We start from the raw sequence: 24391 nt of genomic DNA, 5'->3' as shown, positions 1-24391 counted from the left end.
ACAAAACCTTTGGTCTCCTGCTCCCGCAGGAACAAGACGCTTGCGTTCATCCGTTTCTGTCATTACAGAAATGGCTGTCATGCAGATCATCGACCATCCGGACGCAAAGGCCTTCATCCTCCACTGGGGGGAGATGGGTACGCAATGGGGGGTGAACCGCTCGGTCGCGCAGCTGCATGCGCTGCTCTATCTCTCCGACCGGCCGATGCACGCCGAGGAGATCGTCGACCAGCTCGGCCTTGCCCGCTCGAATGTCTCGACCGCCGTGCGCGAGCTTCAGGGGTACGGGATCGTCCGCCGGGTTCATGTCGAGGGCGACCGTCGCGACCATTTTGTCGCCGACACCGACCTGTGGGACATGCTCCTCAAGATCGCCGCAGAGCGCAAGCGGCGCGAGATCGACCCGACCGTGGCGCTCCTCGCCGAACTGGCGGAGAAGCTCCGCAACGATCCCGCCGCGCCGCCGCAGGTGCGCGAGCGGATCGTCCGGATGCACGAATTCATCGGCACGCTCGGCAACTGGTACGACCAGGTGCGCAAGCTGCCCAAGCCGACCCTCGTCACCCTGATGAAGCTCGGCGCAAAGGTCGCCCGGCTGATCCCGGGCAGCGGAAAGGACCCCACCCACCCCTAGTCCGGCAACGCGACGCCGTACTGCCACGCCATTCACGTTCGCAATCTTCAGAAATGTCAGAAGAAGAGGAACAAGATCATGGTCATCATCAGCTACTCGCTCTATCTCGCGATCAGCCTCGGCATCACCGTCTGGGTCGCCCGTACGCTGTCGAAGAATGGCAAGGTCTTCCTCGTCCAGTGCTTCGGCCAGAACGACGAACTGGCGACCTCGACCAATCACTTGCTGGTGGTCGGCTTCTACCTCGTCAACATCGGCTTCATCACCCTGACGCTGAGCCTCGGCCGCGAGCCCGCGACCTGGCCCGAGGCGATCCGCTTCCTGTCGAGCAAGGTCGGCCTCGCCGTCCTCGTGCTCGGCGGAATGCACTTCTTCAACATGTCGGCGATCGCCCGCTTCGGTCGCAAAGTTAACCAGTGGCTGGCCATGGAGCCCCTCGCCGCCTGATCCCCCACCCGCGCCGCCAGCGCAGGAGAGCAGCCATGAACGCCGACAGGGACGAGCAAGCCACGGACAGAAAGGCGCGGCTCCGGGCGCTGCTCTCCGCATTGCTGATCGTCGGCGGGTTCGCCCTCGGCATCTACTATCTGATCGACAGCACGACCTCGGGCGGGCTGATCAGCTTCAGCTTCCTCCTGCTGCTCCCCGTGGCGCTGGCGGCGCTGATCTGTCTCCTCGCCGACCTGCCCGGCCACCAGCCCTGGTCCTATTACGCGAAGGTCATCCTGCTGTTCAGCGCGCTGCTGGTCGGCGTGTCGGTCCTGGTCCTGCGCGAGGGTGTCATCTGCATCCTCATGCTGCTGCCCTTGTGGATGCCCGCAATGTTCCTTGGCGCGTGGATCGTCCACCGGCTCCGTCGCCGGCCGGTCGAGGAGCGGAAAACCTATTGCGCGGCCTTCGTGACCCTTCCGCTTGCCGCCATGCTGATCGAGCCGATGATCCCGCTGCCGATCGATGAAGCGGAGGTGAGCCGTTCGGCGGTGATCGCCGCCAGCCCCGAGGAGCTGTGGCCGCTGCTCGAAGGGATCAATAGGGTCGCGCCCGGGGAAGGTCGCTGGAACCTCTCGCAGGACCTCATCGGAGTTCCCCGCCCGCTTGGTGCCCGGCTGGTCGGACAGGGGCTCGGCGCCGTCCGCCTGGCGCGCTGGGAACATGGCATCGCGTTCCGCGAAACGATCACCGAATGGCGTCCCGGCCGCGCGATCGGCTGGGAGTTCCACTTCGACAACTTTCGCGGCTGGGACATGACCGATCGCCACCTCCTGCCCGACTCGCCGCACTTCAAGGTGGCGAGCGGCGGCTACGTGCTCGAGCCGCTCGGACCCCGCCGCACCCGGGTCACGCTGACCACCCGTTACCGTATGCGTACCCCGGTCAACGCCTATGCCGAGTGGTGGGGCGAGCTGTTCCTCGGCGACCTCCACGACAATCTGCTGGCGCTGGTCGAGCAGCGGGCGGCCAATGCCCGACAGGCGCAGCGGGTGATCGGATGAGCGGCTACCTCGATCGCCCGACCCAGCGGCGCGGGACCGGAATCATCCTTACGGGCTGTCTCGGCGGGCCGCTGGTCGCGCTGGAGTTTCTCCTTCTCTCGATTGGCGCGAGCCTGCTTGAAGGCAAGGTTCCGCTCGACGCGCCAAGCATCGGCATAGTGCCCCTGATTCTCGCCTTCGCGCTTCTGTTCGGCTTCCTCCCCGCCCTCGTCACGGCCGGGGTCGGCACCGCGCTGATGCTTGCACTGGAGAATTACGATCCCGCTGCCGGAAGCCGTGCTGCCTGGATCGCAATGGGGTTCATCCTGCCGGCACCGCTCGTCCTGCTCGTCCTGCTCGCCATGCCCTCGATGCCGGACATGGAGTTCGCGGCAGCGATGGCCATGGTCTTCGCACTCCCCGGCGCAATCTGCGCCGCCATCTGCTGGCGCTTCGAACGGCCTTCGCCTCGCGCCTGAACGGCGCTAAGGGCGCGGTCATGCAGGATATTCACATCATCGGCGGCGGGCTCGCCGGGTCCGAGGCCGCATGGCAGCTGGCCGAAGCCGGCCTCAAAGTCCGTCTCAGCGAAATGCGGGGCGGCGGCGACAGCACGCCCGCCCACGACAGCGACCAACTGGCCGAGATGGTCTGCTCGAACAGCTTCCGCTCGGACGATGCCGAGAGCAATGCGGTCGGGCTGCTCCACCAGGAGATGCGCCGGATGGGCTCGCTGATCTTGCGCGAGGCCGACCGCACCCGCGTTCCCGCCGGCTCGGCGCTCGCCGTCGACCGCGAGGTCTTCGCGGCCGGAGTCACCGCGGCCATCGCCGCCCACCCCAACATCGAGGTGGTGCGCGAGCGGATCGACGCGTTGCCCGACCATCCCGCGATCATCGCCACCGGCCCGCTGACCGGTTCTGCGCTGGCCGAGGCGATCGCCGCCGAGACCGGCCGCGACGCCCTCGCCTTCTTCGACGCGATCGCGCCGATCGTCCATGGCGACAGCATCGACATGGACATCGCCTGGAAGGCCGCGCGCTGGAACAAGGGCGGTGACGACTACATCAACTGCCCGATGACCCGCGAGCAGTATCACGCCTTCGTCGAGGCGCTGAACGCGGGCGAAAAGACCGAGTTCAAGGAGTGGGAGAAGGACACGCCCTACTTCGAGGGCTGCATGCCGATTGAGGTGATGGCCGAGCGCGGCCCAGAGACTCTGCGCTTCGGTCCGCTGAAGGGCGTCGGCCTCGACGATCCGAAAACCGGCCGCTGGCCCTATGCCGTGGTCCAGCTTCGCCAGGACAATGCCAGCGGCACATTGTGGAACATCGTCGGCTTCCAGACCAAGTTGAAGCACGCCGAGCAGGTCCGGATCTTCCGCACCATCCCCGCGCTCGAGAAGGCCGAATTCGCGCGGCTCGGCGGGATTCATCGCAACAGCTTCATCCGCTCGCCCGACCTGCTCGACCGCCAGCTTCGCCTGAAAAGCCGGCCGAACATCCGCTTCGCCGGCCAGATCACCGGCTGCGAAGGCTATGTCGAGAGCGCCGCCATCGGCCTTGCCGCGGCCCGCTTCGCCATCGCCGAAGCGCGTGGCGCGAGCCTTCCCGCGCCGCCCAACACGACCGCGCTCGGCGCCCTGCTGGGCCACATCACCGGGGACGCGGTCGCGGCGACCTTCCAGCCGATGAACGTCAATTTCGGACTGATGCCCCCGCCACCCGAGAAGGTCCGCAAGGCCGACCGCAAGAAGGCCTACACGGACCGGGCGCGCGCGGCCTTCGGCGAATGGCTGGCGTCGTGCGGGCAGGAGAACGCGGCGGCGGCCTGAGGCCTAGCCGGCGACGTCCTCGCTGATCCGCTCGACCATCGCGGCGATGCGGTCGCGGATGGCGGGCGGAAGCGCCTCGGGAAGCGCCTGGGTCACGTCCTCGCGGGCGAGCAGCACCTGGCTTCGGACCCGGACGAGGTTCATCGACCAGTGGCCGAACATCCGTTCCTCGGCTCCGCCCTCGTCGCGGACCTCGAAGCCGCTGTGGCGGGGATCGCGGCGGAGTCGCTCGACGAGGTCGTCGACCGCCTGCGGCGGACCTTCGATCCATTGCAGGAAGTGGGTCCCGTTGTGGATCAGCAGCCCGGTGATGCCGTCGAGGCCGTTGAGATCGCGGGCGCTGTCGTGGATGGCGATGAGCTGCTGCTCATCCATGTCGAGCGCCGCGAGGCTGGTGTACGCGAGATACTTGAACTGCATGAACGAACCTTCCGGACCCGGAAGGGTCGTGGCACCTAGATAACGGCCGACCATCCGAATTTCAAATCCGGACGACTGTTGTCCGCCCGGATCAAGGCGTTAGCAGCTGCACACCGCCCTGCGCTTCGGTGCCTTGGGAGCGGTCAGCGCATATTCCGCCGGGGTCAGCCAGCCCGAGCGGTCGAGGTCCGCACTGGCGAACTTGTCTACCGTCCTGGTCGCCCATTCCTCGAAACTGAGGCTGCCGCTGCCGTCCTTGTCGAGCTTGGCGAAGGCCTTGCGGCGCGGCTCGAACAGTTCGTTCGAGGTGACCCGGCCGTCGTCGTCCTTGTCGGCCCGGGCGAAGCGCTTCTCCTCGCGCGACCTGGGGCTGGCGGACAGCGGGGAACGGACCGACAGGGTCGGCGAGGCCGCGGCGACCAGCGGGGCGGCGACCCGGGCCGGGGGCGGCGGCGGAAGCGTCGGCTCGGACGCGTTGCTGGCGAAGAGGATGGCGGAACCGGACAGCAGCAGCACAGCGGCGATGCCACCGACAACGAGGCGGGTCATGTGTGACCTCCACAAGCGCATCGATCCGGCGGCACCTTTCTCACGCGATCGTAACGGAGAGTCAACGACCCGTCAGGCGGTGCTTCAGCAGGGCCCAGCTTCGTCCGGGCGTAGCTTCGGGCTCGGGGGGCCAGCCGCGCCGCTGGTCGCGCGCACCGAGCGCGTCGAGCGCGGTAACCGGCCGGAGCCTCGGTGCCGCGCGCTCGAGCCGGACCGGCTTCAGCCACCCTGCCTCACCCGTGCGTCGGGCAAGGTCGGCACGGGCGAAGGCCTCGCCGCCCGGGGCCTCCTGCTCGCCGAGCAGCCGTGCAAGGAGGGTGAACAAAGCCTGCCCGCGCGGCGCGGGGTCGGGCTCTTCATCGAGCAGCCCCGACCAGCCTTCGGCGAGTCGCGACAGTGCCGCGCCGCTCAGGCCAAGGGGCAATACTTCACCGGCCACGGCGGAGAGGATCGGCTCGGGCGGCGGCTTCTGGGTGTCGAGCACGACGAGCTGGTCGCGCCACCAGGCCAGCTTGATCGCGCCGAGCGCCGGCTGGCTCGCTCCCAGCGCCACTTCGGCCAGTCGGTCGTCGAGCGCCATCAGCGCGTCGAAGGCAGCCCGCAGCGGCTCAGGCCAGTGCAGCCGGACGAGGTCGCGATCGCGCATGCTCAGGCAACGGGGCGGCGAGCGCGAAGCGCCTGCGCCAGCGTGCCCTCGTCGAGATAGTCGAGCTCGCCGCCGACCGGCAAACCATGCGCAAGCTGGGTCAGGCGAACGGGAAAGCGCTCGAGCCGTTCGGCGAGATAATGGGCGGTCGTCTGGCCTTCGAGCGTGGCGTTCATTGCCAGCACGACCTCGTCGATTCCGCCGGCTTCCACCCGCCTCAGCAGCGGCTCGATCGACAGATCCTCGGGCCGCACGCCTTCGAGCGCGCTCAAGCGACCGCCGAGGACGTGGAAGCGCCCGGGGAACAGCCGCGAGCGGTCGAGCGCCCAAAGGTCCGAGACTTCCTCGACCACGCACAGGCTCTTGTCGTCGCGGCGCGGGTCGGCGCAGATGGTGCAGGGATCGCTGGTGTCGACATTGCCGCAGATCGAGCAGGTCGAAAGCCGCTCGGACACGGTCTGAAGCGCCCGCAGCAGCGGCTCGAGCGCGCCCTCGCGCTTCTTCATCAGGTGGAGCACCGCGCGTCGCGCCGAGCGGGGACCGAGCCCCGGAAGGCGGGCCAGCGCCCCCGACAATGCCTCGATCTCCTGTGATGCCATGGCGAGGCATGTAGGAATTTCGCGCGGCCTAGGCCATAGCGCCGCGCCATGCGGCTCATCTTCATGGGATCACCGGCCTTCGCGGTGCCGACGCTCGACGCGCTGGTCGCCGCTGGCCACGAGGTTGCGGCGGTCTACTGCCAGCCGCCCCGCCCCGCCCAGCGCGGCAAGAAGCCCCAGCCGACCGCGGTCCAGTTGCGGGCCGAGGCGCTCGGCCTGCCCGTGCGCTCGCCCGAGCGGCTTCGCTCGCCCGAGGAGCAGCAGGCCTTCGCCGATCTCGGCGCCGAGGCGGCGGTCGTCGCGGCCTATGGGCTGCTGCTGCCCCAGCCGATCCTCGACGCGCCGGCGCGCGGCTGCCTCAACGTCCATGCGAGCCTGCTCCCGCGCTGGCGCGGCGCGGCCCCGATCCACCGCGCGATCCTCGCGGGGGACACCGAGACCGGAGTCACCATCATGCAGATGGAGGCCGGGCTCGACACCGGGCCGATGCTGCGCGTCGGGCAGACGCCGGTGGCGGGCAAGACGGTCGGCGACCTCACCGATGAACTCGCCCAGATGGGCGCGCGGCTGATGGTCGAGGAACTCGCCTCCCCTTCCCCGCCGCGTGTCCAGCCTGCCGACGGCGTCACCCATGCCCCCAAGATCGTTAAGGCCGAGGCGCGCATCGACTGGTCGCGACCCGCGACCGAGATCGAGCGCCAGGTCCGCGCCTTCAACCCGGCCCCGGGCGCCTGGTTCGAGGTCGCGGGCGAGCGGGTGAAGCTGCTCGCCGCCGACCTCACCGAGGGTTCGGCTGATCCCGGCACCGTGCTCGACGATGCGCTGACCGTCGCCTGCGGATCGGGCGCGATCCGGCCGACGCTGGTCCAGCGCGCCGGCGGCCGGACGATGCCGACCGCCGAACTTCTCCGCGGTTTCCCGATCGCTCCGGGTACCCTCCTCGCGTGACCCGCTGGAAGTTGATCCTCGAATGGGATGGCGCGCCGTTCATGGGCTGGCAGCGCCAGGATCATGGCCCATCGGTCCAGGGCGCGCTCGAGCAGGCAGCCCGCAGGATGACCGGCGAGGAGGTCACCGCCTACGCGGCCGGGCGGACCGACGCCGGAGTCCATGCGCTGGCGATGGCGGTGCATATCGATCTCGCCAAGGAGCTGAGCGGCCACCGGCTGGCGGAGGGACTGAACGCGCTCATCCGCCCGGCTCCGATCGCGATCCTCTCGGCCGAGCCGGTCCCCGACGACTGGCATGCCCGCTTCTCCTGCCTCGGCCGCCGCTACCTCTACCGGATCAGCAATCGCCGTGCCCCGATCGCGCTCGATCGCGGCCGGGCGTGGCGGATCGCCAAGCCGCTCGACGCCGCCGCCATGGGTGAGGCCGCCGCGCACCTCGTCGGACTGCACGATTTCACCACCTTCCGTTCGGCCCACTGCCAGTCCGACAGCCCGATCAAGACCCTCGACCGCCTCGACGTCGAGCAGATCGGCGAGGAGGTCCACGTCCACGCCGCTGCGCGCTCCTTCCTCCACCACCAGGTCCGCTCGATGGTCGGCTGCCTGTCGATGGTCGGCCTCGGCCAGTGGACCCCGGCCGACATGAAGGCCGCGCTCGACGCCCGCGACCGCGCCGCGCTCGGCTTCAACGCCCCGGCCGAAGGCCTCTACTTCGCCGAGGCACTTTACGAGAGCCCAGCCGCTTGAGCACGATGCCCACCTCGCCCCTGCAGATCGCCGACTTCCGCCTCTACTGGCTGGCGCGCTTCTTCGCGGTGCTCGCGACCATGGGGATGGTCGTGATCATCGGCTACCAGGTCTACGATACCGCCCGCGCCGACTATGGGATGAGCATCCGCGAAGCGTCGCTGATGCTCGGGCTGCTCGGCGCGGTGCAGTTCGTGCCGCTGGCGCTGCTGACCCCCGTCGCCGGCTGGACCGCCGACCGCTTCGAGCGCCGGACGGTCGCCCGCTGCGCGAACGCGGTGGACATGCTGGTCGCGCTGACGCTCGGCCTTGTCACCTATGCCGAGGTGCTCAACCTCCCATTGCTCTTCACCCTCGCCGCCCTCCATGGAGTGGCGCGGGTGTTCGTCGGGCCTTCGATGTCGGCGATCGCGCCCAACATCGTCCCGCCCGAGCTCCTGCCCAAGGCCATCGCGCTCTCCTCCATCGCCTGGCAATCGGCCTCGGTCGCCGGTCCGGCGCTTGGGGGCTTCCTCTACGCCGTGGGCGCGCCTTTGCCTTACTGGGCGGCGACCGGCCTGATGCTGTGCGCGATCCTGCTGCTCACCCCCGTGCGCCGGATCATGCCGCCGCCGATGACCGCCAACCTCCATCCGATCCGGCAGATGATCGAGGGCCTGACCTTCGTTCGTCGCCGCCGCTTCCTGTTCGGTGCGATCACGCTCGACCTGTTCGCCGTGCTGCTCGGCGGCGCGACCGCCATGCTTCCGGTGTTCGCGCGCGACATCCTCCATGTCGGGACCGAGGGGCTGGGCCTCATGCGCGGCGCCCCGGCGATCGGCGCGGCGCTGGTCGCCGGCCTGTTCGCCATCCGTCCGCTCCGACACAATGTCGGGATCAAGATGCTGTGGAGCGTCGCCGCGTTCGGCGCCCTGACGATCGCGTTCGGGCTGTCGGACAATTTCGTGCTCAGCCTCGTCATTCTCGCCCTGCTCGGCGCGGCCGACATGCTCAGCGTCTATGTCCGTTCGAGCCTCGTCCAGCTGCATACGCCCGACATGATGCGCGGGCGGGTGTCGGCCGTCAGCGGGCTCGCGATCAGCGCCTCGAACGAGCTTGGCGAATTGCAATCGGGTCTGGCCGCAGCGCTGCTCGGTCCGGTGGGTGCGGTGGTCGCCGGCGGCGGCGCTGCCATCGTAATTGCGGGAGGCTGGTCCTATCTCTTCCCGGAACTTCGGCGGGCGAAGACCTTCGACCCGCCTCCAGAGGTGCTCGCCAACGCTCTTCAAGAGGAGAAACCCGCGTGAAGGCCGACAATATTCTCGCCACCATCGGTAAGACGCCGCACATCCGCATCAATCGCCTGTTCGACGCCAATGCCGAGGTGTGGATCAAGTCCGAGCGGTCCAATCCGGCCGGCTCGATCAAGGATCGTATCGCGGTCTCCATGATCGAGGCCGCCGAGCGCGACGGCAAGCTCAAGCCCGGCGGAACGATCGTCGAGCCGACCAGCGGCAACACCGGCGTCGGCCTCGCGATGGTCGCCGCGGTCAAGGGCTACAAGCTGATCCTCGTCATGCCCGAAAGCATGAGCCTCGAGCGCCGCCGCCTGATGCTGGCGTTCGGCGCCACCTTCGACCTCACCCCGCGCGAAAAGGGGATGAAGGGCGCGATCGCCCGTGCCGAGGAGATCGTCGCGGAGACCGACGGCGCGTGGATGCCGCAGCAGTTCGACAATCCGGCCAACATCGACGTCCACGTGCAGACGACCGTGCCCGAGATCCTCGCCGATTTCGGTGACGATGATCGCGGCTTCGACGCGCTGATCACCGGGGTCGGTACCGGCGGTCACATCACCGCTGTCGGACGCGAGCTCAAGAAGCGCTGGCCCAACCTCAAGGTGTTCGCGGTCGAGCCGACCTTGTCGCCGGTCATCTCGGGCGGCCAGCCTTCGCCGCACCCGATCCAGGGCATCGGCGCGGGCTTCATTCCGACCAACCTCGACATGGACGTGCTCGACGGGGTCATCCAGGTCGCTCCGGAGGATGCCAAGGAAATGGCCCGTCGCTCGGCGCGCGAGGAAGGCATCCTCGTCGGCATCAGCTCGGGCGCGACGCTCGCCGCCATCGCCCAGAAGCTGCCCGAACTCGGGCCCAATCCGCGGGTGCTCGGCTTCAACTACGACACCGGCGAACGCTACCTGTCGGTGCCCGATTTCCTTCCGGAATGAGGTAATTGGAGGATTAATCCTCCGAATGTGACAAAGCGTTAACTCGCGTGGAGATAACTGGTCCTGCTCGGGGGGAGAGCAAGGACCAGTCATGCGTCGCACCAGAGTGGACATCGGTAGTGCAGGGAGCCCCAAGGCGTCCCGGGCTTCCGTTCGGGAGGCGATGACGTTCGACGTCCTCCCGCCGGAGAGCGACGACGATTTCACGCTTCAATCCAAGCGCATCGCCATGTGGGCCTATGCGCCGATGCTGCTGTCGGGGACCCACCTGGTGGTCGGCCTGATCCTCGTCATGCGCGAGCGCACCAACCTCGACTTCAGTGCGCTGCTGATGGCGCTCGCCCCGGTCCTGATCGCGATCGTCCTCGACGGCGCGGCCGGCCTGCTGCTCGCCTTCCGCAAGCAGCTCGGCGTCTCCCCGGTGTCGACCGCGCGCCTCGTCCTCCTGTGGTTCGCCTCAACCGGAATCATGTGGATGCTGTTCGGAACGGCGGCCTACGCCGGCCTCCAGGACACCAGTTTCCTGCCCTTGGCGCTCGGCGCCGGGCTCGCGGTCAAGGCGATGCTCAGCATCGGCTCGCCGCCAGCCGCGATCATCAATGCGCTGCTTGCGACGGTCGGGGTTAATCTCTTCTCCGACGATCCCCTGCTGCAGTCGGCGATCCCGCTGCTCGGCCTCGCCACCGCGGCCTACTCGACCGTCATAACCCGCCACATGCTCGCCAGCAGCCGCCGACGCCTGGCGCTCGACTGGCAGGCCAAGAAGGCGCTCAACTTCGTCGAGGAATTCGAGAACAGCGGCCGTGGCTGGTTCTGGGAAACCAATGCCGCGGGCACCCTCTCCTACGTCAGCCAGCAGCTCGCCGACGACTTCAAGACTCAGCCGGAAGCGCTGCTCGGCCGCCAGTTCACCGATCTCCTTTCGGTCGACAACGGCAGCGGCGACACGATCCGCGAGGAGCGCACGCTCGGTTTCCACCTGTCCGCGCGCTTCCCCTTCTCGGACGTGGTGGTCCGCCCGGCCAGCGACCAGGACGTCCACTGGTCGCTCTCGGGCAACCCGATCTTCGACGACAACGGCCGCTTCCTCGGCTTTCGCGGGATCGGCACCGACCTCACCGAGCAGCGCCGCTCCGAACAGGAGATCAGCCGTCTCGCCCGCTTCGATTCGCTGACCGGCCTCCCCAACCGGGCGATGATGCGCCAGACGCTCGACGAGGGGCTTCGCAACGCCGCCCACCGCCAGCGCGGATGCGCGCTGTTCCTGATCGACCTCGACCGCTTCAAGAACGTCAACGACACGCTCGGCCATCCCGCCGGCGACGCGCTGCTCAAGCAGGTGGCGCAGCGGCTCCAGTCGGTGATGGGCGACCATGGCCAGATCGGTCGGCTCGGCGGCGACGAGTTCAAGGCGGTGCTCCCCGGCACCGTCGACATCGGCCTCCTCGAAAGCCTCGCCAAGACGCTGATCGAACAGGTCTCGCGGCCCTACATGCTCGATGGCCACCGGGTGACGATCGGCGCCTCGCTGGGGATCGCGATCGGCGATCCCGGCCGCTCCTGCGCCGATTCGATGATCCGCAATGCCGACCTCGCCCTCTATGCCGCCAAGGCGGCCGGCCGGGGCAAGCACTGCTTCTACGAGCCCTCGATGCACTCGGAGGCAAGCAAGCGGCAGTTGCTCGAGAACGACCTTCGCGGCGCTCTCGAGCGCAACGAGCTTTCGGTCGTCTACCAGCCGGTGGTCCGTGCCGCGGGCGAGGAAGTCGCCGGCTTCGAGGCGCTGGTCCGCTGGAAGCACCCCAAGCAGGGCGACATCTCGCCGACCCGCTTCATCCCCCTCGCCGAGGAATGCGGGATGATCGGCAAGCTCGGCGAATGGGTGCTCGAGCAGGCGGTGCATGCCGCCCGCGAGTGGCCCGACCATGTCCGGATCGCGGTCAACCTGTCGCCGATCCAGTTCAACGATCCCAAGATCGTCGAGACCGTCGGCCTTGCGCTCCAGCGCAGCGGAATCCGCCCCTCCCGCCTCGAGCTCGAGATCACCGAGGGCGTGTTCCTTGCCGACAGCGACGTGACCGACGGCACCTTCGCGCGGCTCAAGGAGCTTGGCGTGCGCCTCGCGCTCGACGACTTCGGCACCGGCTATTCATCGCTCGGCTATCTGAAGAAGGCGCCGTTCGACAAGATCAAGATCGACCAGAGCTTCGTCCGCGGCGCCGCCTCCACCTCGAGCCGCAACGCCGCGATCATCCGCGCCATCGTGACGCTTGCCGAAAGCCTCGGCATGGACACGGTGGCCGAGGGCGTCGAGACCCACGACGACCTCCAGCTGATGCGCGACCTCGGGGTCAGCCAGATCCAGGGCTACATCTTCGGACGTCCCTCGGCGCTCGAGGATGCGACCGACCTCGCCAGCGCCAGCTCGGTCGAGGCGGACGGACACCAGTGCCTTCGCGAGCCGCGCCAGCGGCTGATGCGCCGTGCGCTGATCGCGCTCGAGGGGCGCGTGGTCGAAGTCAGGCTGCGCAACATCTCGGCGATGGGGACGCTCGTCGAGTGTGTCCACCCGGTCACACCGGGCAAGCCAATGACCATCGACATCGTCGGGGTCGGGCCGGTCACCGGCATGGTCCGCTGGGCCCAGCGCAACCGCTTCGGGGTCCAGTTCGACAAGCAATTCGACCTTGCGCGGCTTGCCCCGAGGCCGACCAAGGCCAACGATGTCACCATGCTGCAACCCTGGTATGTCCAGAAAGCCGCGGGGCAAGGTTAAACTAAGGGTTGGCAAACATGACATTATTGGGCATTGGCCGCCTGAACAGGCTCGGAGATAAGTACATGAAGTTCGTTGCAGCTCGTCTTGCTGCCGTCGTCGGCGCGGCCACCCTGGCCGTCAGTGCGCCCGCATCCGCCGCCGTCCAGGCGCAGACCCCGGCTTACAGCCCGTGGGCAGCCCTCTCGGCGTTCGCGTCGCAGAGCAGCAGCCAGGCGCTGTGCGGTGCCGCCGTGTCTACCGCTGCTCAGGGCGCCGCCCCGGGCTGCGTCCTGCCGCAGGTCGACGCTCCGGTCGCTGCTCCGGTCGAGCAGGCTCCGGTCGGTCCGGTCGTGGCGCCGGTCGCCGCCTCGGGCTTCAACGTCGTCCCGCTCCTGATCGGCCTCGGCGTGATCGCCGGCCTCGCGGCGCTGATCCTCGGCGGCAGCGATGACGACGACGTCATCGTCGGCGCTCCGGTCAGCCCGGCCTGAGCCCACGCTCAGCGCTGAATCAATCAGCCCCGGCCTCACCGCCGGGGCTTTTTGTTTGCCTGCGCCACCCCCTCGCCTTCGTCACGCGGCCCCGCTAAGGGCCAGCCATGGGGGAACTGTCGAGCGTAGAACGCCACCTCGTCGAACAGGCCGCTGCCGCGCCGATGCTCGAGCAGACCCGCGCCTGGGCGGCGATCAACAGCGGCTCGGCCAACCTGCCCGGGCTCGAGCGGATGGCGGCGACCCTCGCCGACGCCTTCTCCAGCCTTCCCGGCGCGCTGACGCTCGAAGCGCCCGCGCCGGTCACCGCGATCGATCCCGCCGGGCGGACAGCCGAGATCGCCCACGGTCGCCACCTCCGCCTGTCGGTCCGGCCGGACGCTCCGCTCCAGCTGCTGCTGACCGGCCACATGGACACGGTCTACGGCGCCGACCATCCCTTCCAGGCGCTGACCGATCTGCCCGACGGCACCGTCAATGGCCCGGGGGTCGCCGACATGAAGGGCGGGCTTTCGATCATGCTCGCCGCGCTCCGGGCGATCGAGCACCACCCCGGCCGCGATCGGATCGGCTATGAGGTACTGGTCAACAGCGACGAGGAAGTCGGTTCGGCGAGCAGCGCGCCGCTGATCGCCGCCGCCGCCCGCGGCAAGCGCGCCGCGCTCACCTACGAGCCCTCGGCACTGCCCGACGGGACGCTTGCCGGCGCCCGCCCGGGTTCGGGCAATTTCTCCTTCCACGTCACCGGTCGCTCGGCCCATGCCGGGCGCAACCCCGAGGACGGGCGTAACGCGATCACCGCCGCCGCCGACCTCGCACTGCGCCTCGAGCAGCTCCGCCGCGACGGCCTCAGCGTCAATGTCGCCCGGCTGGACGGCGGCTCGCCCAACAACGTCGTCCCCGACCTCGCCATCCTCCGTGTCAACCTGCGCCCCCGCACCCCCGAGCTCGAGACCGTCGCCCGCGCCGCGATCGAGCAGGCGGTCGCCGAGGTCGTCGCCGCCCGCGACGTCGCCATCCACGCCCATGGCGGCTTCGGTCGGCCGCCCAAGCCGCTCGACGCCGCCGCCGAGCAGCTGTTCGCGCTGGTCACCGCCGCTGGCCGTGACCTCGGGCAGACCATCGGCAGGAAGGATTCGGGCGGGGTGTGCGACGGCAACAACATCGCCGCCTGCGGCGTGCCCGTGGTCGACACCATGGGGGTGCGCGGCGGCGCCATCCACTCGGCCGCCGAATATATGATTTCGCAGTCCCTCCCCGAGCGTGCCGCACTGTCGGCCCTCGTCATCGCCCGCCTAGCCCAAGGTCCCGCATGAGCTTCCGCATTCGCCCTGCCACCCCGAACGACTTCGACGCCATCTACGAGATGGCCAAGCTGACCGGCGGCGGCTTCACCAACCTCCCCGCCGACAAGGCGACCCTCGTCCAGAAGCTGTCCAAGTCCGAGGTCGCGTTCGACAAGGAAGCCGACGAGCAGGGCAACGACTGCTACATCTTCGTGCTCGAGGATCCCGCGGCCGGGATCATCCGCGGCACCTGCCAGGTGTTCGGCCAGGTCGGGGTGACCCAGGCCTTCTATTCCTACCACCTCTCCACCCTGACCCAGTGGAGCCCCGAGCTCGGCAAGACCTTCCGCAACCAGATGCTGACGCTCACCACCGACCTCGAGGGCTCGAGCGAGGTTGGCGGGCTGTTCCTCCACCCGGGGCTTCGCGCCGGCGGCTGGGGCATGCTGCTCGCGCGCAGCCGCTACCTGTTCATCAAGGCCCACCGCCAGCGTTTCGGCGACCGGCTGCTCGCCGAGCTTCGCGGAGTGATGGACGAGGCGGGCAATTCGCCCTTCTGGGACGCGCTTGCCGGGCGCTTCTTCGACATGACCTTCCCCGAGGCGGACGGCTTCAATGCGGTCAACGGGACCCAGTTCATCGCCGACCTCATGCCCAAGACCCCGATTTACGTCTCGCTACTTCCGGAAAGCGCGAAGGCGGTAATGGGCCAGCCCCACCCGTCCGGCCGCGCCGCGCTCCGCATGCTGCAGGAGGAGGGACTGGTGTTCGACCGCTACGTCGACATCTTCGACGGCGGCCCGACCGTCACTGCCCCGACCGATCAGATCCGCACCATTCGCGAAAGCACCGAAGAGACGGTCACCGAGATCGGCGAGGGCGGCAAGGTCAAGATGCTGCTCGCCGCCGGCCGCCTGCGCGACTTCCGCTGCGTTCGCGCCGAGGTGAAGCGCATCGGCCGCCGCAAGATCGGAATCACGCGCGAGTCCGCCGAGCTGCTCGGGATCGACGAAGGCGCCCAAGTCATGGCGGTCGCGCGATGAGCCTGGTCGAGATCAACTTCGACGGGCTTGTCGGCCCGAGCCACAATTATGGCGGGCTCAGCCTCGGCAACCTCGCCTCGGCCCGCAATCTCGGCCAGCTGAGCTTCCCCCGCGCCGCCGCGCTCCAGGGGTTGGAGAAGATGCGCGCCAACCTTCGGCTCGGCCTCGTCCAAGGCATCTTCCTGCCTCAGCCCCGCCCCGCCCGCGCCTTTCTCGCCGAGCTCGGCACCGCCCCCGAAGACGCTTCCCCGGCGCTTCTTGCCAATGCGATGAGCGCGTCGGCGATGTGGGCCGCCAATGCCGCGACGGTCAGCCCGGCGCCCGATACCGCCGATGACCGGACCCACCTCACGGTCGCCAACCTGCGCACCATGGCGCACCGCAGCCACGAGTGGGTGGCGACCCTCGCCCAGCTTCGCCTCGCCTTCGCCGACCCGGCCTTCGCGGTCCACGGCCCTGTCCCGCCGACCTTCGGCGACGAGGGCGCCGCCAACCACATGCGGCTCGCGGCCCGCCACGACGCGCCGGGCCTCGAGCTGTTTGTCTACGGTGTGACCGGCGGCCCCTTCCCGGCTCGCCAGCACCGCCAGGCGTGCGAGGCGATTGCCCGGCTCCACCGGCTCGCCCCCGAGCGCACCCTCTTCGTCCAGCAGTCGGAGGAGGCGATCGCCGCGGGCGCCTTCCACAATGACGTGGTCGCGGTCGCCAACGAGCGCGTGCTCTTCTCGCACGAGCTTGCCTTCGAGGGGCGCGACGCCTTTCTCGCCGAGCTTGAAGCCCGCTTCCCCGAGCTCGAGCATGTCGAGGTCCCTGCCGCCGAGGTCAGCCTCGAGGACGCGATCCGCTCCTACCTGTTCAACGCGCAGCTGGTCACCACGCCCGACGGGCGCACCACGCTGATCGTGCCCGAGGAAGCGCGCGAGACGCCGTCGGTGTGGGGCTGGCTCCAGCGCCATCTCGCCGGCAACGGCGCGATCCGCGACGTCCGGGTGGTCGACGTCCGCCAGTCGATGGCCAATGGCGGCGGTCCCGCCTGCCTCCGCCTGCGCGTGGTCTGCGATCCCGCCACGGTCGATCCCCGCTTCCTCGTCGACGAGGCTAAGCTCGACCGGCTCGGCGAGGTGGTGGCGCGCACTTGGCCCGAGCAGATCGCGGTCGAAGACCTCGGCAACCCGGCGCTCATCCGCGACGTGGAAGCCGCGCGCGCGGCGCTGATGGAAGCGTGCGGGCTCGGCGAACTGATCTGAGCCTGCAAATTCGCCTGCAGGCGAACGGGTGCTACAGCCCTGCCGCCTTCAGGCCCGCATCGACCTTCGCCCGCGCCGCCTCGCTCGCCGGCAAGAGCGGCAGCCGGAGTTCCTGCGGGAAGCCCGGGCGGACCTTGCCCAGTGCATATTTGGCCGGTCCCGGCGACGCATCGGCGAACATCGCGTCGCTCAGCAGGTAGAGCCGGTCGGCGAGCGTCCGCGCCTCGTCCCACCGCCCCTCGAGCGTCGCCGCCTGGAGGTCGGCGCACAGCCTCGGCGCGACATTGGCGGTGACCGAGATGCATCCGACCCCGCCCATCGCGTTGAAGCCCAGCGCCATGTCGTCGTTGCCCGACAATTGGCAGAAGTCCTCGCCGCAGGTCAGCCGCTGCGCCGTCACGCGCGCGAGATTGCCGGTCGCATCCTTGATCCCGACCACCGACGGCAGCGTCGCCACCTCGGCCAGCGTCTCGACCGAGATGTCGGCGACTGTCCGCGCGGGCACGTTGTAGACGACGATCGGCAGGTCGCAGCCCTCCGCCAGCGCGCGGAAGTGGGCGGCGATGCCGGCCTGGCTGGGCTTGTTGTAATAAGGCACGACGACCAGTGCCGCGTCGGCCCCGAGCTCCTTCGCGACCTTCATCCTCCTGAGGCTCGACGCGGTCGAATAGCTGCCGCAGCCGGCGATGACCGGGACCCGTCCGTTTGCGACCTCGACCGTGGCGCCAACCACCGCGGCATGTTCCTCGTCCGACAGCGTCGGCACTTCGCCGGTCGTCCCGCACGGCACCAGCCCGCTCGATCCTTCGGCGATCTGCCAGTCGACGAGGTCGCGGAAGGCGGCGAGATCGACCTCGCCTGCGGTGAACGGTGTCACGAGTGCGGGGATCGACCCGGAGAACATGGCCCTGACCTCTTTTCTTTGGCGAAGGACCGCTATCATCACCGGGTCCCGTGCGTTCAGGCGCTGATAAGGACTAGGGAGCGATACTGTCCAGCATGAGACGAGTGGCTTATCTTCTTCCGCTGGTCCTCGGGCTCGGCACCGGCGCTTCGGCGCAGCTGGTTCCGGCGACCCCGACCTACGCGCCCGTCTATGCGCCGGCAGGCGATGTCAGCGCCGCGCTGGCCGACTGGCGGCGGCTTCGAGCGTCGAGCAACTGGTCGTTCGCCGACCATGCCCGCTTCCTCCTTTATTATCCCGATTTCCCCGGCGCGACGACGCTTCGCCGCAACGCCGAGCGGGCGATGCAGCCGGGCGAGAATCCGGCCACCGTCATCGCCTTCTTTCGAGCCGCGCCGCCGGCCACCGCGAACGGCTTTGCCCGCCTGGCCGACGCCTATGCCGCGCAGGGCCGCGCCGCCGAGGCGCTCGCCGCCGCACGCTCGGCCTGGAGTGCGAGCGGTCTCTCGGCGATGGACGAGATCGCGCTCTACCAGCGGTTCGGTGCCAGCTTCACCAGCGCCGACCACGATCGCCGGATCGACCGGCTGCTGATCGATCGTGATGCGGTGAACGCCGCGCGGATGCTAGCCTCGGCCAGTGCCGCCCGGCGCCCGGCCTTCACCGCGCGGATCGCGATGCAGCAGCGCTCGCCCGATACCGAGACCTACTACAATGCGGTGAGCGCGCAGGTGACCAGCGATGCGGGGCTGATGCAGGACCGCGCGCGCTACCTTCGCGCCGCGACCTGGAACAGCGCCGCGCGCCAGCTGCTCGCCCGCCCGCACCGCTTTACCTATCTGCCGGTCGATGCGGCCAAGTGGTACGAGCTGAAGCGGATCGTCGCGCAGGAAGCCGCGGCCGAGGGCGCGATCACCCAGGCCTATGAGATCGCCCGCCAAGTCGACGATGCGCTCCCCGTTGGAACGGTGCTGACCAGCCAGCCGCTCGCGGTTCGCGACGAATATACCAACCTCACCTGGCTCGCCGGGACGCTCGCCTATCGCAGCCTCAACCGCCCGGCCGAGGCGATGGCGCTGTTTGACCGCTATTCCGAAGGCGGACGCTCGCTCCAGGTCACGTCCAAGGGTGCCTATTGGGCCGGCCGTGCCGCGACCCAGGCCGGCCAGTATCAGGCCGCCACCGCCCACTTCGCCAAGGCCGCGGCGAGCCCCGAGCTGTTCTACGGCCAGCTTGCCCACGAGCGGCTCGGCCGTGCCATCCCGGTCCCGCAGATGATGCCGCAGGCGGCGGTCACGCCCGCCCAGCGCGCCGCCTTCGCCAACCGTCCGCTGGTCCGCGCGATCCGCCTTCTCCAGAGCCAGGGTCGCGCCGAGGAGCAGGCACTCTTCATCCGCGCGCTGAGCGAGAACCTTACCGGCGATGCCGAGCGGGTCATGGCGATGGAATTGTCCGCGCAGCTTGCCCGGCAGGACCTCGCCGTGTGGACCGCGCGCTCGGCCCGCAACGATGGCAACGCCTTCTACGTCCGCCAGGCCTATCCGACGCTCAACGTCTCGGCGAGCGAGGCCTATCTGTGGAGCATCGCCCACGGCATCACGCGCCAGGAAAGTTCGTTCGACCGCGGCGCGGTCAGCCATGCCGGCGCGCGCGGGCTGATGCAGCTGATGCCCGGCACCGCCGCCGAGCAGGCAGGCAAGCTCGGCTATGGCTACGACTACAGCCGCCTGACCAGCGATCCTGCCTACAATGTCATGCTCGGCTCGTCCTACTTCCGCCGGCTGCTCGACCAATGGGGAGGCAATTACGTGCTTGCGGTGGCGAGCTACAATGCGGGCGCGGGCAACGTCCGCAAATGGGTCCGCAACAATGGCGATCCGCGCCGCCCGGGCGCCGACATCGTCGCCTGGATCGAGGACATCCCGTTCACCGAGACCCGCGGCTACGTCCAGCGCGTGCTCGAGAACACGGTCGTCTACGATCGCTTGAACGCCCGTGCGACCACGCCGCCGCGCCAGCTCAGCCACTTCCTCGGCAAGCCGCGCCTCGGCTAAGGGCCGGGGATGAGTGATCGTCCCCGCTTCATCACCCCCGACGGCTTCGCCCGCATCCGCGCGGAATATGAGCAACTGTTCGGGACCGAGCGGCCCAAGCTAGTCGAGACGATCAGCTGGGCAGCGGGCAACGGCGATCGCTCGGAAAATGGCGACTACATCTACGGCCGCAAGCGGCTGCGCGAGATCGACCGGCGGCTGGGCTATCTCAGCAAGGTCATGAAGAACGCCAAGGTGGTCGACCCGGCAAGCCAGCCCGACCGCGACGTGATCCGCTTCGGCGCCACCGTCGAGCTCGCCGATGAGGACGACGCCCGCCGCATCCTGACCCTGGTCGGCGAGGACGAGGCCGACGCCTCGGCCGGCCAGATCAGCTGGCTAAGCCCGATCGCCAAGGCCCTCGTCGGCGCCCGAGTCGGCCAGGAACGCACCGTCCGCCTCCCCGCCGGCGAGCGCTGGTACGAGGTGCTGGCGATCAGCTACCCCGAGGCAGCTCGCTCCGCCGGGTCAGAGTCCTGATCTCGTCGCCATAGGGGAAGCGCCGACCGCGATTTCAATCACCGGCCAGCCCACGCAACCTTTGCATCAGCGGGTGCTCGGAATCGGTCACCACGCCCACGTCTGGAAAGCCCGGGATCCAGCCTTGCTCGGCAGACGCCCCAAGCGCGCGGCGGGCCGCCGTGGTCGAGGCTTCCCGCTCACCGCGGCCATCGTGCAGGATCGCCCGCGCGGCCTCGACCTCGAACATCATGTCGGGGAGGAAAGCGGGTTCGCCTTCCTGGAGCACCGCCCACGCCCGATCGAAGCGCTGCCGCTCGTCATGGAGAGCGACGAGGAAGGGATATTCGAAGGCCGCGCTGGTGCGGTGGCGCGGCTCGCGCTGCTGCTGATCGAGCAGCGCTTCCAGGGTGTCGAGCGCCTCTCCGACATGGCCGAGGCGATAGTGGGCATGTGCCATGTCGAGCATGGCATGAGCGATCGTGAGCGGATCGCCCTCGCCGATGCAGCGCCGGAACAGCTCTATCGCCGCTCGCGGGTCGACGTCCTTCAGGGTCGACCCCTGGATACGCAGATACTGGCTTCGCTGGCCCCGCGACCGTGCCAGCTTCGCGTCGAAGCCGGCGGCGACCTCGTCATTCCACTCGGTGTTGCGATACCAGTCTGGCAAGGGTCAGCCGTGCTGCGCCGCCTCGCCAACGACCTTGATCGACAGTTCCTTGAGCTGCTTGGCGGTGACGAAGGCGGGGGCGTTCATCATCAGGTCCTCGGCCTTCTGGTTCATCGGGAAGACCACCACCTCGCGGATGTTGGGCTCGCCCGCGAGCAGCATGACGATCCGGTCGATGCCCGGGGCCGAACCGCCGTGCGGCGGCGCGCCGAACTTGAAGGCGTTGATCATGCCCGAGAAGTTGGTGTCGACCTGCTCCTGCGTGTAGCCGGCGATCTCGAACGCCTTGTACATGATGTCCGGGCGATGGTTACGGATCGCGCCGCTCGACAGTTCGACGCCGTTGCAGACGATGTCATACTGCCAGGCGAGGATATCCAAGGGATCCTTGGTCTCCAGCGCCTCCAGCTCGCCCTGCGGCATCGAGAAGGGGTTGTGGCTGAAGTCGACCTTCTTGGCGTCCTCGTCATATTCGAACATCGGGAAGTCGACGATCCAGCAGAAGTCGAAGCGGTTCTCGTCGATCAGGCCGAGGCTGGTTCCGACGCGGGTCCGCGCATGGCCCGCGAGCTTGGCCGCTTCCAGCTCCTTGCCGCTGGCGGCGAAGAAGATTCCGTCGTCGGGCCCGAGGCCGAGTTCGGCGGCGAGCCTGTCCATGCCCTCGGTGCCATGGTTCTTGGCGATGGGTCCGCCCCACTCGCCGCCCTTGCGGGTGGCGTAGCCGAGCCCGGCATAGCCCTCGCCGCGAGCCCAGTCGTTCATTTCGTCGAAGAACTTGCGGCTCTTGTCGGCGGTGCTCGGCGCCGGGATCGCGCGGACGAAGCCGCCCTTCTCGATGATGCCCGCGAAGAGGCCGAAGCCGCTGCCGCGGAAGTGCTCGCCGACATCGGAAATGATGATCGGGTTGCGCAGGTCGGGCTTGTCGTTGCCGTACTTCAGCATCGACTCCTTGTACGGGATGCGCGGGAAGGCACCCTCGGTGACTTGGCGCTTGCCCGCGAATTCGCGGAACACGCCGGCCAGCACCGGCTCGATCGCGTTGAACACGTCGTCCTGGGTGACGAAGCTCATCTCGAAGTCGAGCTGGTAGAATTCGCCGGGGCTGCGGTCGGCGCGGGCGTCCTCGTCGCGGAAGCAGGGCGCAATCTGGAAGTAGCGGTCGAAGCCCGCGACCATCAGCAGCTGCTTGAACATCTGCGGCGCCTGCGGGAGCGCGTAGAACTTGCCCGGGTGGACCCGGCTCGGGACCAGATAGTCGCGCGCACCCTCGGGGCTCGACGCGGTCAGGATCGGGGTCTGGAACTCGGTGAAGCCTTGCTCGACCATCCGCCGCCGAATGCTCGCGATGACGTTCGAGCGGAGCATGATGTTGGCGTGGAGCCGCTCGCGGCGAAGGTCGAGATAGCGATATTTGAGCCGGATCTCCTCGGGATATTCCTGCTCGCCGGCGACCGGCAGCGGAAGCTCGGCGGCCTGGCTCTGAACGGTGATCCCGCGGGCATAGACCTCGATGTCGCCCGTCGGCAGGCTGGGGTTGCTCGTTCCCTCGGCACGCGCCTTGACCGACCCGTCGATGGTGACGACGCTCTCGACCCGGAGCCGCTCGAGCACGGCGAGCGCGGGGCTGTCGCTGTCGGCGACGACCTGGGTCAGCCCGTGATGGTCGCGCAAATCGACGAACAGCACGCCGCCATGGTCGCGCTTGCGATGCACCCAGCCGGAGATGCGCACTTCCTCGCCCACGTTGGTCTGGCGAAGCTGGCCGCAATGATGGGTGCGATAGGCGTGCATGGTTGGTTCGCTCACAAGGCTGTCGGAGTAGGGGAAATCCGAGCGGGCGCTTTCCCCACCCCTCCCCTTTTGTCAACTTGGACGCGCCTCGCTACAGCGTGGCCGACATGAAGATTCATCCCCTGATTACCGACAGCGCCAGTCTCGCCGCGCTGTGCGAGCGCCTCTCGACCCACGGCTTCGTCGCCGTCGACACCGAGTTCATGCGCGAGAACACCTACTGGCCCGAGCTGTGCCTAATCCAGATCGCCTCGGAGGACGAGGCGGCTGCGATCGATCCGATGGCCGACGGCATCGACCTCAAGCCCCTGTGGGACCTGCTGGTCGACAATGAGGACGTGCTCAAGGTCTTCCATGCCGGCGGGCAGGACCTCGAGATCGTCCACAACATGACCGGCAAGGTCCCGCATCCCCTGTTCGACACCCAGATCGCCGCCATGGCCTTGGGCTATGGCGAGCAGATCGGCTATTCGAACCTCATCGAATCCATGCTCGGTCACGCGCTCGACAAGGGCGCCCGCTTCACCGACTGGAGCCGCCGACCGCTCGACAAGCGCCAGATCGACTATGCGATCGGCGACGTCACCCACCTCGCCACCATCTTCCCCAAGATGGTCGGCAAGCTGCGCAAGACCGGTCGTGGCCTGTGGCTCGACGAGGAGATGGAGCGGCTCGCCGATCCCTCCTCCTTCGCCTTCGATGCCGAGGATGCGTGGAAGCGCCTGAAGCTGCCGAGCCGCAACCCGGCGGTGCTCGGCCGCCTGAAGGTCCTCGCCGCCTGGCGCGAGCGCGAGGCCCGCAACAAGAACCTGCCCCGCGGCCGGATCGTCAAGGACGACACGCTCGCCGACCTCGCCGGCCACCCGCCCAAGACCCAGGACGACCTCGGCAAGGTGCGCGGCCTCTCCGCCGGCTGGCGCAACAACGAGATCGGCGCCCGGCTGATGAACGCGCTCGAGGGCGCCGCTCCGCTCGGCCCCGACGAGCTGCCCGACCGCGGGCCCAGTCGCCCTGGCCTGACCAAGGACGGCGCGCTGGTCGCCGACCTCCTCAAGCTGCTGCTCAAGATCAAGGCCAAGGAAACGGGCGTCGCCTCCAAGCTGATCGCCCGCTCGGACGAACTGGAGGCGCTCGCCGCCGGAGTCCGCAAGGATCTCGCCATCCTCTCGGGCTGGCGGTTCGAGGAGTTCGGCCGCGATGCACTGGACCTCGTCGAGGGCCGGCTTGCCTTCGCCACCGTCGGCGGCAAACTGAAGATGACCCGCAGCCTGGAGAATGCCGAATGACCCGCCTGTTGCTTGTCGCCGCGACCCTGCCGCTGATCGCCGCCTGCGCCACCGCACAGCCGGGCTCGCCCTATCCCGGCGGCAACAGCGCGGACCGCTACGTCTGCTCGGGCACCATGCTGGCGCAATTCAAGGGGCGTCCGGCCTCGGCCGAGCTCGCCAACGAGATCATCCGCTCCTCGGGCTCCAAGACCCTGCAGTGGGTCGCCAAGGGCATGATGGTGACGATGGACTATCGCGACGACCGGGTCCGCGTCTGGCTCGACGGCCAGAACCGCGTCGAGCGCGCCAACTGCGGCTGAG

General features: G+C 68.7%; 25 protein-coding genes. 18 read left to right on the top strand and 7 right to left on the bottom strand.

Annotated elements, in window-relative coordinates; all coding sequences use genetic code 11:
* Positions 1-79 precede the first annotated feature (79 nt).
* The 5 genes from ABD727_RS05855 to trmFO all read left to right on the top strand — a co-directional run bounded on the left by ABD727_RS05855 (position 80) and on the right by trmFO (position 3940).
* A complete protein-coding gene (locus ABD727_RS05855) occupies positions 80-634 on the top strand; it encodes a GbsR/MarR family transcriptional regulator (protein WP_344706447.1) in 555 nt (184 codons plus the stop codon).
* A 78-nt stretch (positions 635-712) separates the two neighbouring features.
* A complete protein-coding gene (locus tag ABD727_RS05850) occupies positions 713-1081 on the top strand; it encodes a hypothetical protein (RefSeq protein WP_344706446.1) in 369 nt (122 codons plus the stop codon).
* A gap of 35 nt (positions 1082-1116) precedes the next feature.
* Entirely contained in the window at positions 1117-2127 is a 1011-nt protein-coding gene (locus ABD727_RS05845) for an SRPBCC family protein (RefSeq protein ID WP_344706445.1), read from the top strand.
* Complete coding sequence (locus ABD727_RS05840) at positions 2124-2585, top strand: hypothetical protein (RefSeq protein WP_344706444.1); 462 nt, start codon at positions 2124-2126, stop codon at positions 2583-2585. The genes ABD727_RS05845 and ABD727_RS05840 overlap by 4 nt, the downstream gene beginning before the upstream one ends.
* Before the next feature lie 20 nt (positions 2586-2605).
* Positions 2606-3940 carry a methylenetetrahydrofolate--tRNA-(uracil(54)-C(5))-methyltransferase (FADH(2)-oxidizing) TrmFO gene (gene trmFO / locus ABD727_RS05835; RefSeq protein ID WP_344706443.1) on the top strand — a complete coding sequence of 445 codons (1335 nt, stop codon included), beginning with the start codon at positions 2606-2608 and terminating at the stop codon, positions 3938-3940.
* A gap of 3 nt (positions 3941-3943) precedes the next feature.
* On the opposite strand, the gene ABD727_RS05830 is transcribed toward trmFO, so the two are convergent.
* From ABD727_RS05830 to recR, 4 genes are all read right to left on the bottom strand, one after another.
* Complete coding sequence (locus tag ABD727_RS05830; RefSeq protein WP_344706442.1) at positions 3944-4360, bottom strand: BLUF domain-containing protein; 417 nt, start codon at positions 4358-4360, stop codon at positions 3944-3946.
* Positions 4361-4459: 99 nt separating this feature from the next.
* Complete coding sequence (locus tag ABD727_RS05825) at positions 4460-4909, bottom strand: EF-hand domain-containing protein (RefSeq protein WP_344706441.1); 450 nt, start codon at positions 4907-4909, stop codon at positions 4460-4462.
* 61 nt (positions 4910-4970) lie between these two features.
* Positions 4971-5555, bottom strand: a complete 585-nt coding sequence (locus ABD727_RS05820) for a hypothetical protein (protein ID WP_344706439.1) — start codon at positions 5553-5555, stop codon at positions 4971-4973.
* A gap of 2 nt (positions 5556-5557) precedes the next feature.
* Positions 5558-6154, bottom strand: coding sequence for a recombination mediator RecR (gene recR / locus ABD727_RS05815; protein WP_344706438.1), 597 nt, complete (start codon positions 6152-6154; stop codon positions 5558-5560).
* 48 nt (positions 6155-6202) lie between these two features.
* On the opposite strand from recR, the gene fmt reads away from it, so the two are divergent.
* From fmt to ABD727_RS05770, 9 genes are all read left to right on the top strand, one after another.
* Entirely contained in the window at positions 6203-7102 is a 900-nt protein-coding gene (gene fmt, locus ABD727_RS05810) for a methionyl-tRNA formyltransferase (protein ID WP_344706437.1), read from the top strand.
* Entirely contained in the window at positions 7099-7851 is a 753-nt protein-coding gene (gene truA, locus ABD727_RS05805; RefSeq protein WP_344706436.1) for a tRNA pseudouridine(38-40) synthase TruA, read from the top strand. Before fmt ends, truA begins: the two co-directional genes overlap by 4 nt.
* 5 nt (positions 7852-7856) lie before the next feature.
* Positions 7857-9137, top strand: coding sequence for an MFS transporter (locus tag ABD727_RS05800; protein WP_344706435.1), 1281 nt, complete (start codon positions 7857-7859; stop codon positions 9135-9137).
* Positions 9134-10060: a cysteine synthase A gene (gene cysK / locus ABD727_RS05795; RefSeq protein WP_344706434.1), complete on the top strand. Its 927-nt coding sequence runs from the start codon at positions 9134-9136 to the stop codon at positions 10058-10060. The genes ABD727_RS05800 and cysK overlap by 4 nt, the downstream gene beginning before the upstream one ends.
* A 163-nt stretch (positions 10061-10223) precedes the next feature.
* On the top strand, positions 10224-12836 hold the full coding sequence (locus tag ABD727_RS05790) for an EAL domain-containing protein (RefSeq protein WP_344706433.1): 2613 nt from the start codon (positions 10224-10226) through the stop codon (positions 12834-12836).
* Positions 12837-12901: 65 nt separating this feature from the next.
* Positions 12902-13309 carry a hypothetical protein gene (locus ABD727_RS05785; protein ID WP_344706432.1) on the top strand — a complete coding sequence of 136 codons (408 nt, stop codon included), beginning with the start codon at positions 12902-12904 and terminating at the stop codon, positions 13307-13309.
* Between the two features lie 107 nt (positions 13310-13416).
* On the top strand, positions 13417-14625 hold the full coding sequence (locus ABD727_RS05780) for a hydrolase (protein ID WP_344706431.1): 1209 nt from the start codon (positions 13417-13419) through the stop codon (positions 14623-14625).
* Entirely contained in the window at positions 14622-15638 is a 1017-nt protein-coding gene (locus tag ABD727_RS05775) for an arginine N-succinyltransferase (protein ID WP_344706430.1), read from the top strand. The genes ABD727_RS05780 and ABD727_RS05775 overlap by 4 nt, the downstream gene beginning before the upstream one ends.
* A complete protein-coding gene (locus tag ABD727_RS05770; protein ID WP_344706429.1) occupies positions 15635-16885 on the top strand; it encodes an N-succinylarginine dihydrolase in 1251 nt (416 codons plus the stop codon). The genes ABD727_RS05775 and ABD727_RS05770 overlap by 4 nt, the downstream gene beginning before the upstream one ends.
* Positions 16886-16916: 31 nt before the next feature.
* Here the strand turns inward: ABD727_RS05770 and dapA are convergent, their stop codons facing one another.
* Complete coding sequence (dapA, locus tag ABD727_RS05765; protein WP_344706428.1) at positions 16917-17789, bottom strand: 4-hydroxy-tetrahydrodipicolinate synthase; 873 nt, start codon at positions 17787-17789, stop codon at positions 16917-16919.
* Positions 17790-17884: 95 nt separating this feature from the next.
* On the opposite strand from dapA, the gene ABD727_RS05760 reads away from it, so the two are divergent.
* Together ABD727_RS05760 and greB are read left to right on the top strand one after the other, a co-directional pair.
* Positions 17885-19843 (top strand): lytic transglycosylase domain-containing protein, encoded by a 1959-nt coding sequence (locus tag ABD727_RS05760; RefSeq protein ID WP_344706427.1) that lies wholly within the window; start codon positions 17885-17887, stop codon positions 19841-19843.
* 9 nt (positions 19844-19852) lie between these two features.
* Positions 19853-20362: a transcription elongation factor GreB gene (greB, locus tag ABD727_RS05755; RefSeq protein ID WP_344706426.1), complete on the top strand. Its 510-nt coding sequence runs from the start codon at positions 19853-19855 to the stop codon at positions 20360-20362.
* A 34-nt stretch (positions 20363-20396) separates the two neighbouring features.
* On the opposite strand, the gene ABD727_RS05750 is transcribed toward greB, so the two are convergent.
* Both ABD727_RS05750 and aspS read right to left on the bottom strand, forming a co-directional pair.
* A complete protein-coding gene (locus ABD727_RS05750) occupies positions 20397-21011 on the bottom strand; it encodes a hypothetical protein (protein ID WP_344706425.1) in 615 nt (204 codons plus the stop codon).
* Between the two features lie 3 nt (positions 21012-21014).
* Positions 21015-22802: an aspartate--tRNA ligase gene (gene aspS, locus ABD727_RS05745; RefSeq protein WP_344708032.1), complete on the bottom strand. Its 1788-nt coding sequence runs from the start codon at positions 22800-22802 to the stop codon at positions 21015-21017.
* Positions 22803-22909: 107 nt separating this feature from the next.
* On the opposite strand from aspS, the gene rnd reads away from it, so the two are divergent.
* Both rnd and ABD727_RS05735 read left to right on the top strand, forming a co-directional pair.
* The gene (gene rnd, locus ABD727_RS05740) at positions 22910-24088 is read left to right on the top strand and encodes a ribonuclease D (protein ID WP_344706424.1); all 1179 of its coding nucleotides are present in this window, start codon (positions 22910-22912) and stop codon (positions 24086-24088) included.
* A complete protein-coding gene (locus ABD727_RS05735; RefSeq protein ID WP_344706423.1) occupies positions 24085-24390 on the top strand; it encodes an I78 family peptidase inhibitor in 306 nt (101 codons plus the stop codon). The genes rnd and ABD727_RS05735 overlap by 4 nt, the downstream gene beginning before the upstream one ends.
* Position 24391 lies beyond the last annotated feature (1 nt).

Source organism: Sphingomonas swuensis, from assembly GCF_039538045.1.
Taxonomy (GTDB): domain Bacteria; phylum Pseudomonadota; class Alphaproteobacteria; order Sphingomonadales; family Sphingomonadaceae; genus Sphingomicrobium; species Sphingomicrobium swuense.
The sequence above is the reverse complement of the archived record's forward strand: the minus strand, read 5'-3'. Positions and strand labels throughout refer to the sequence as shown.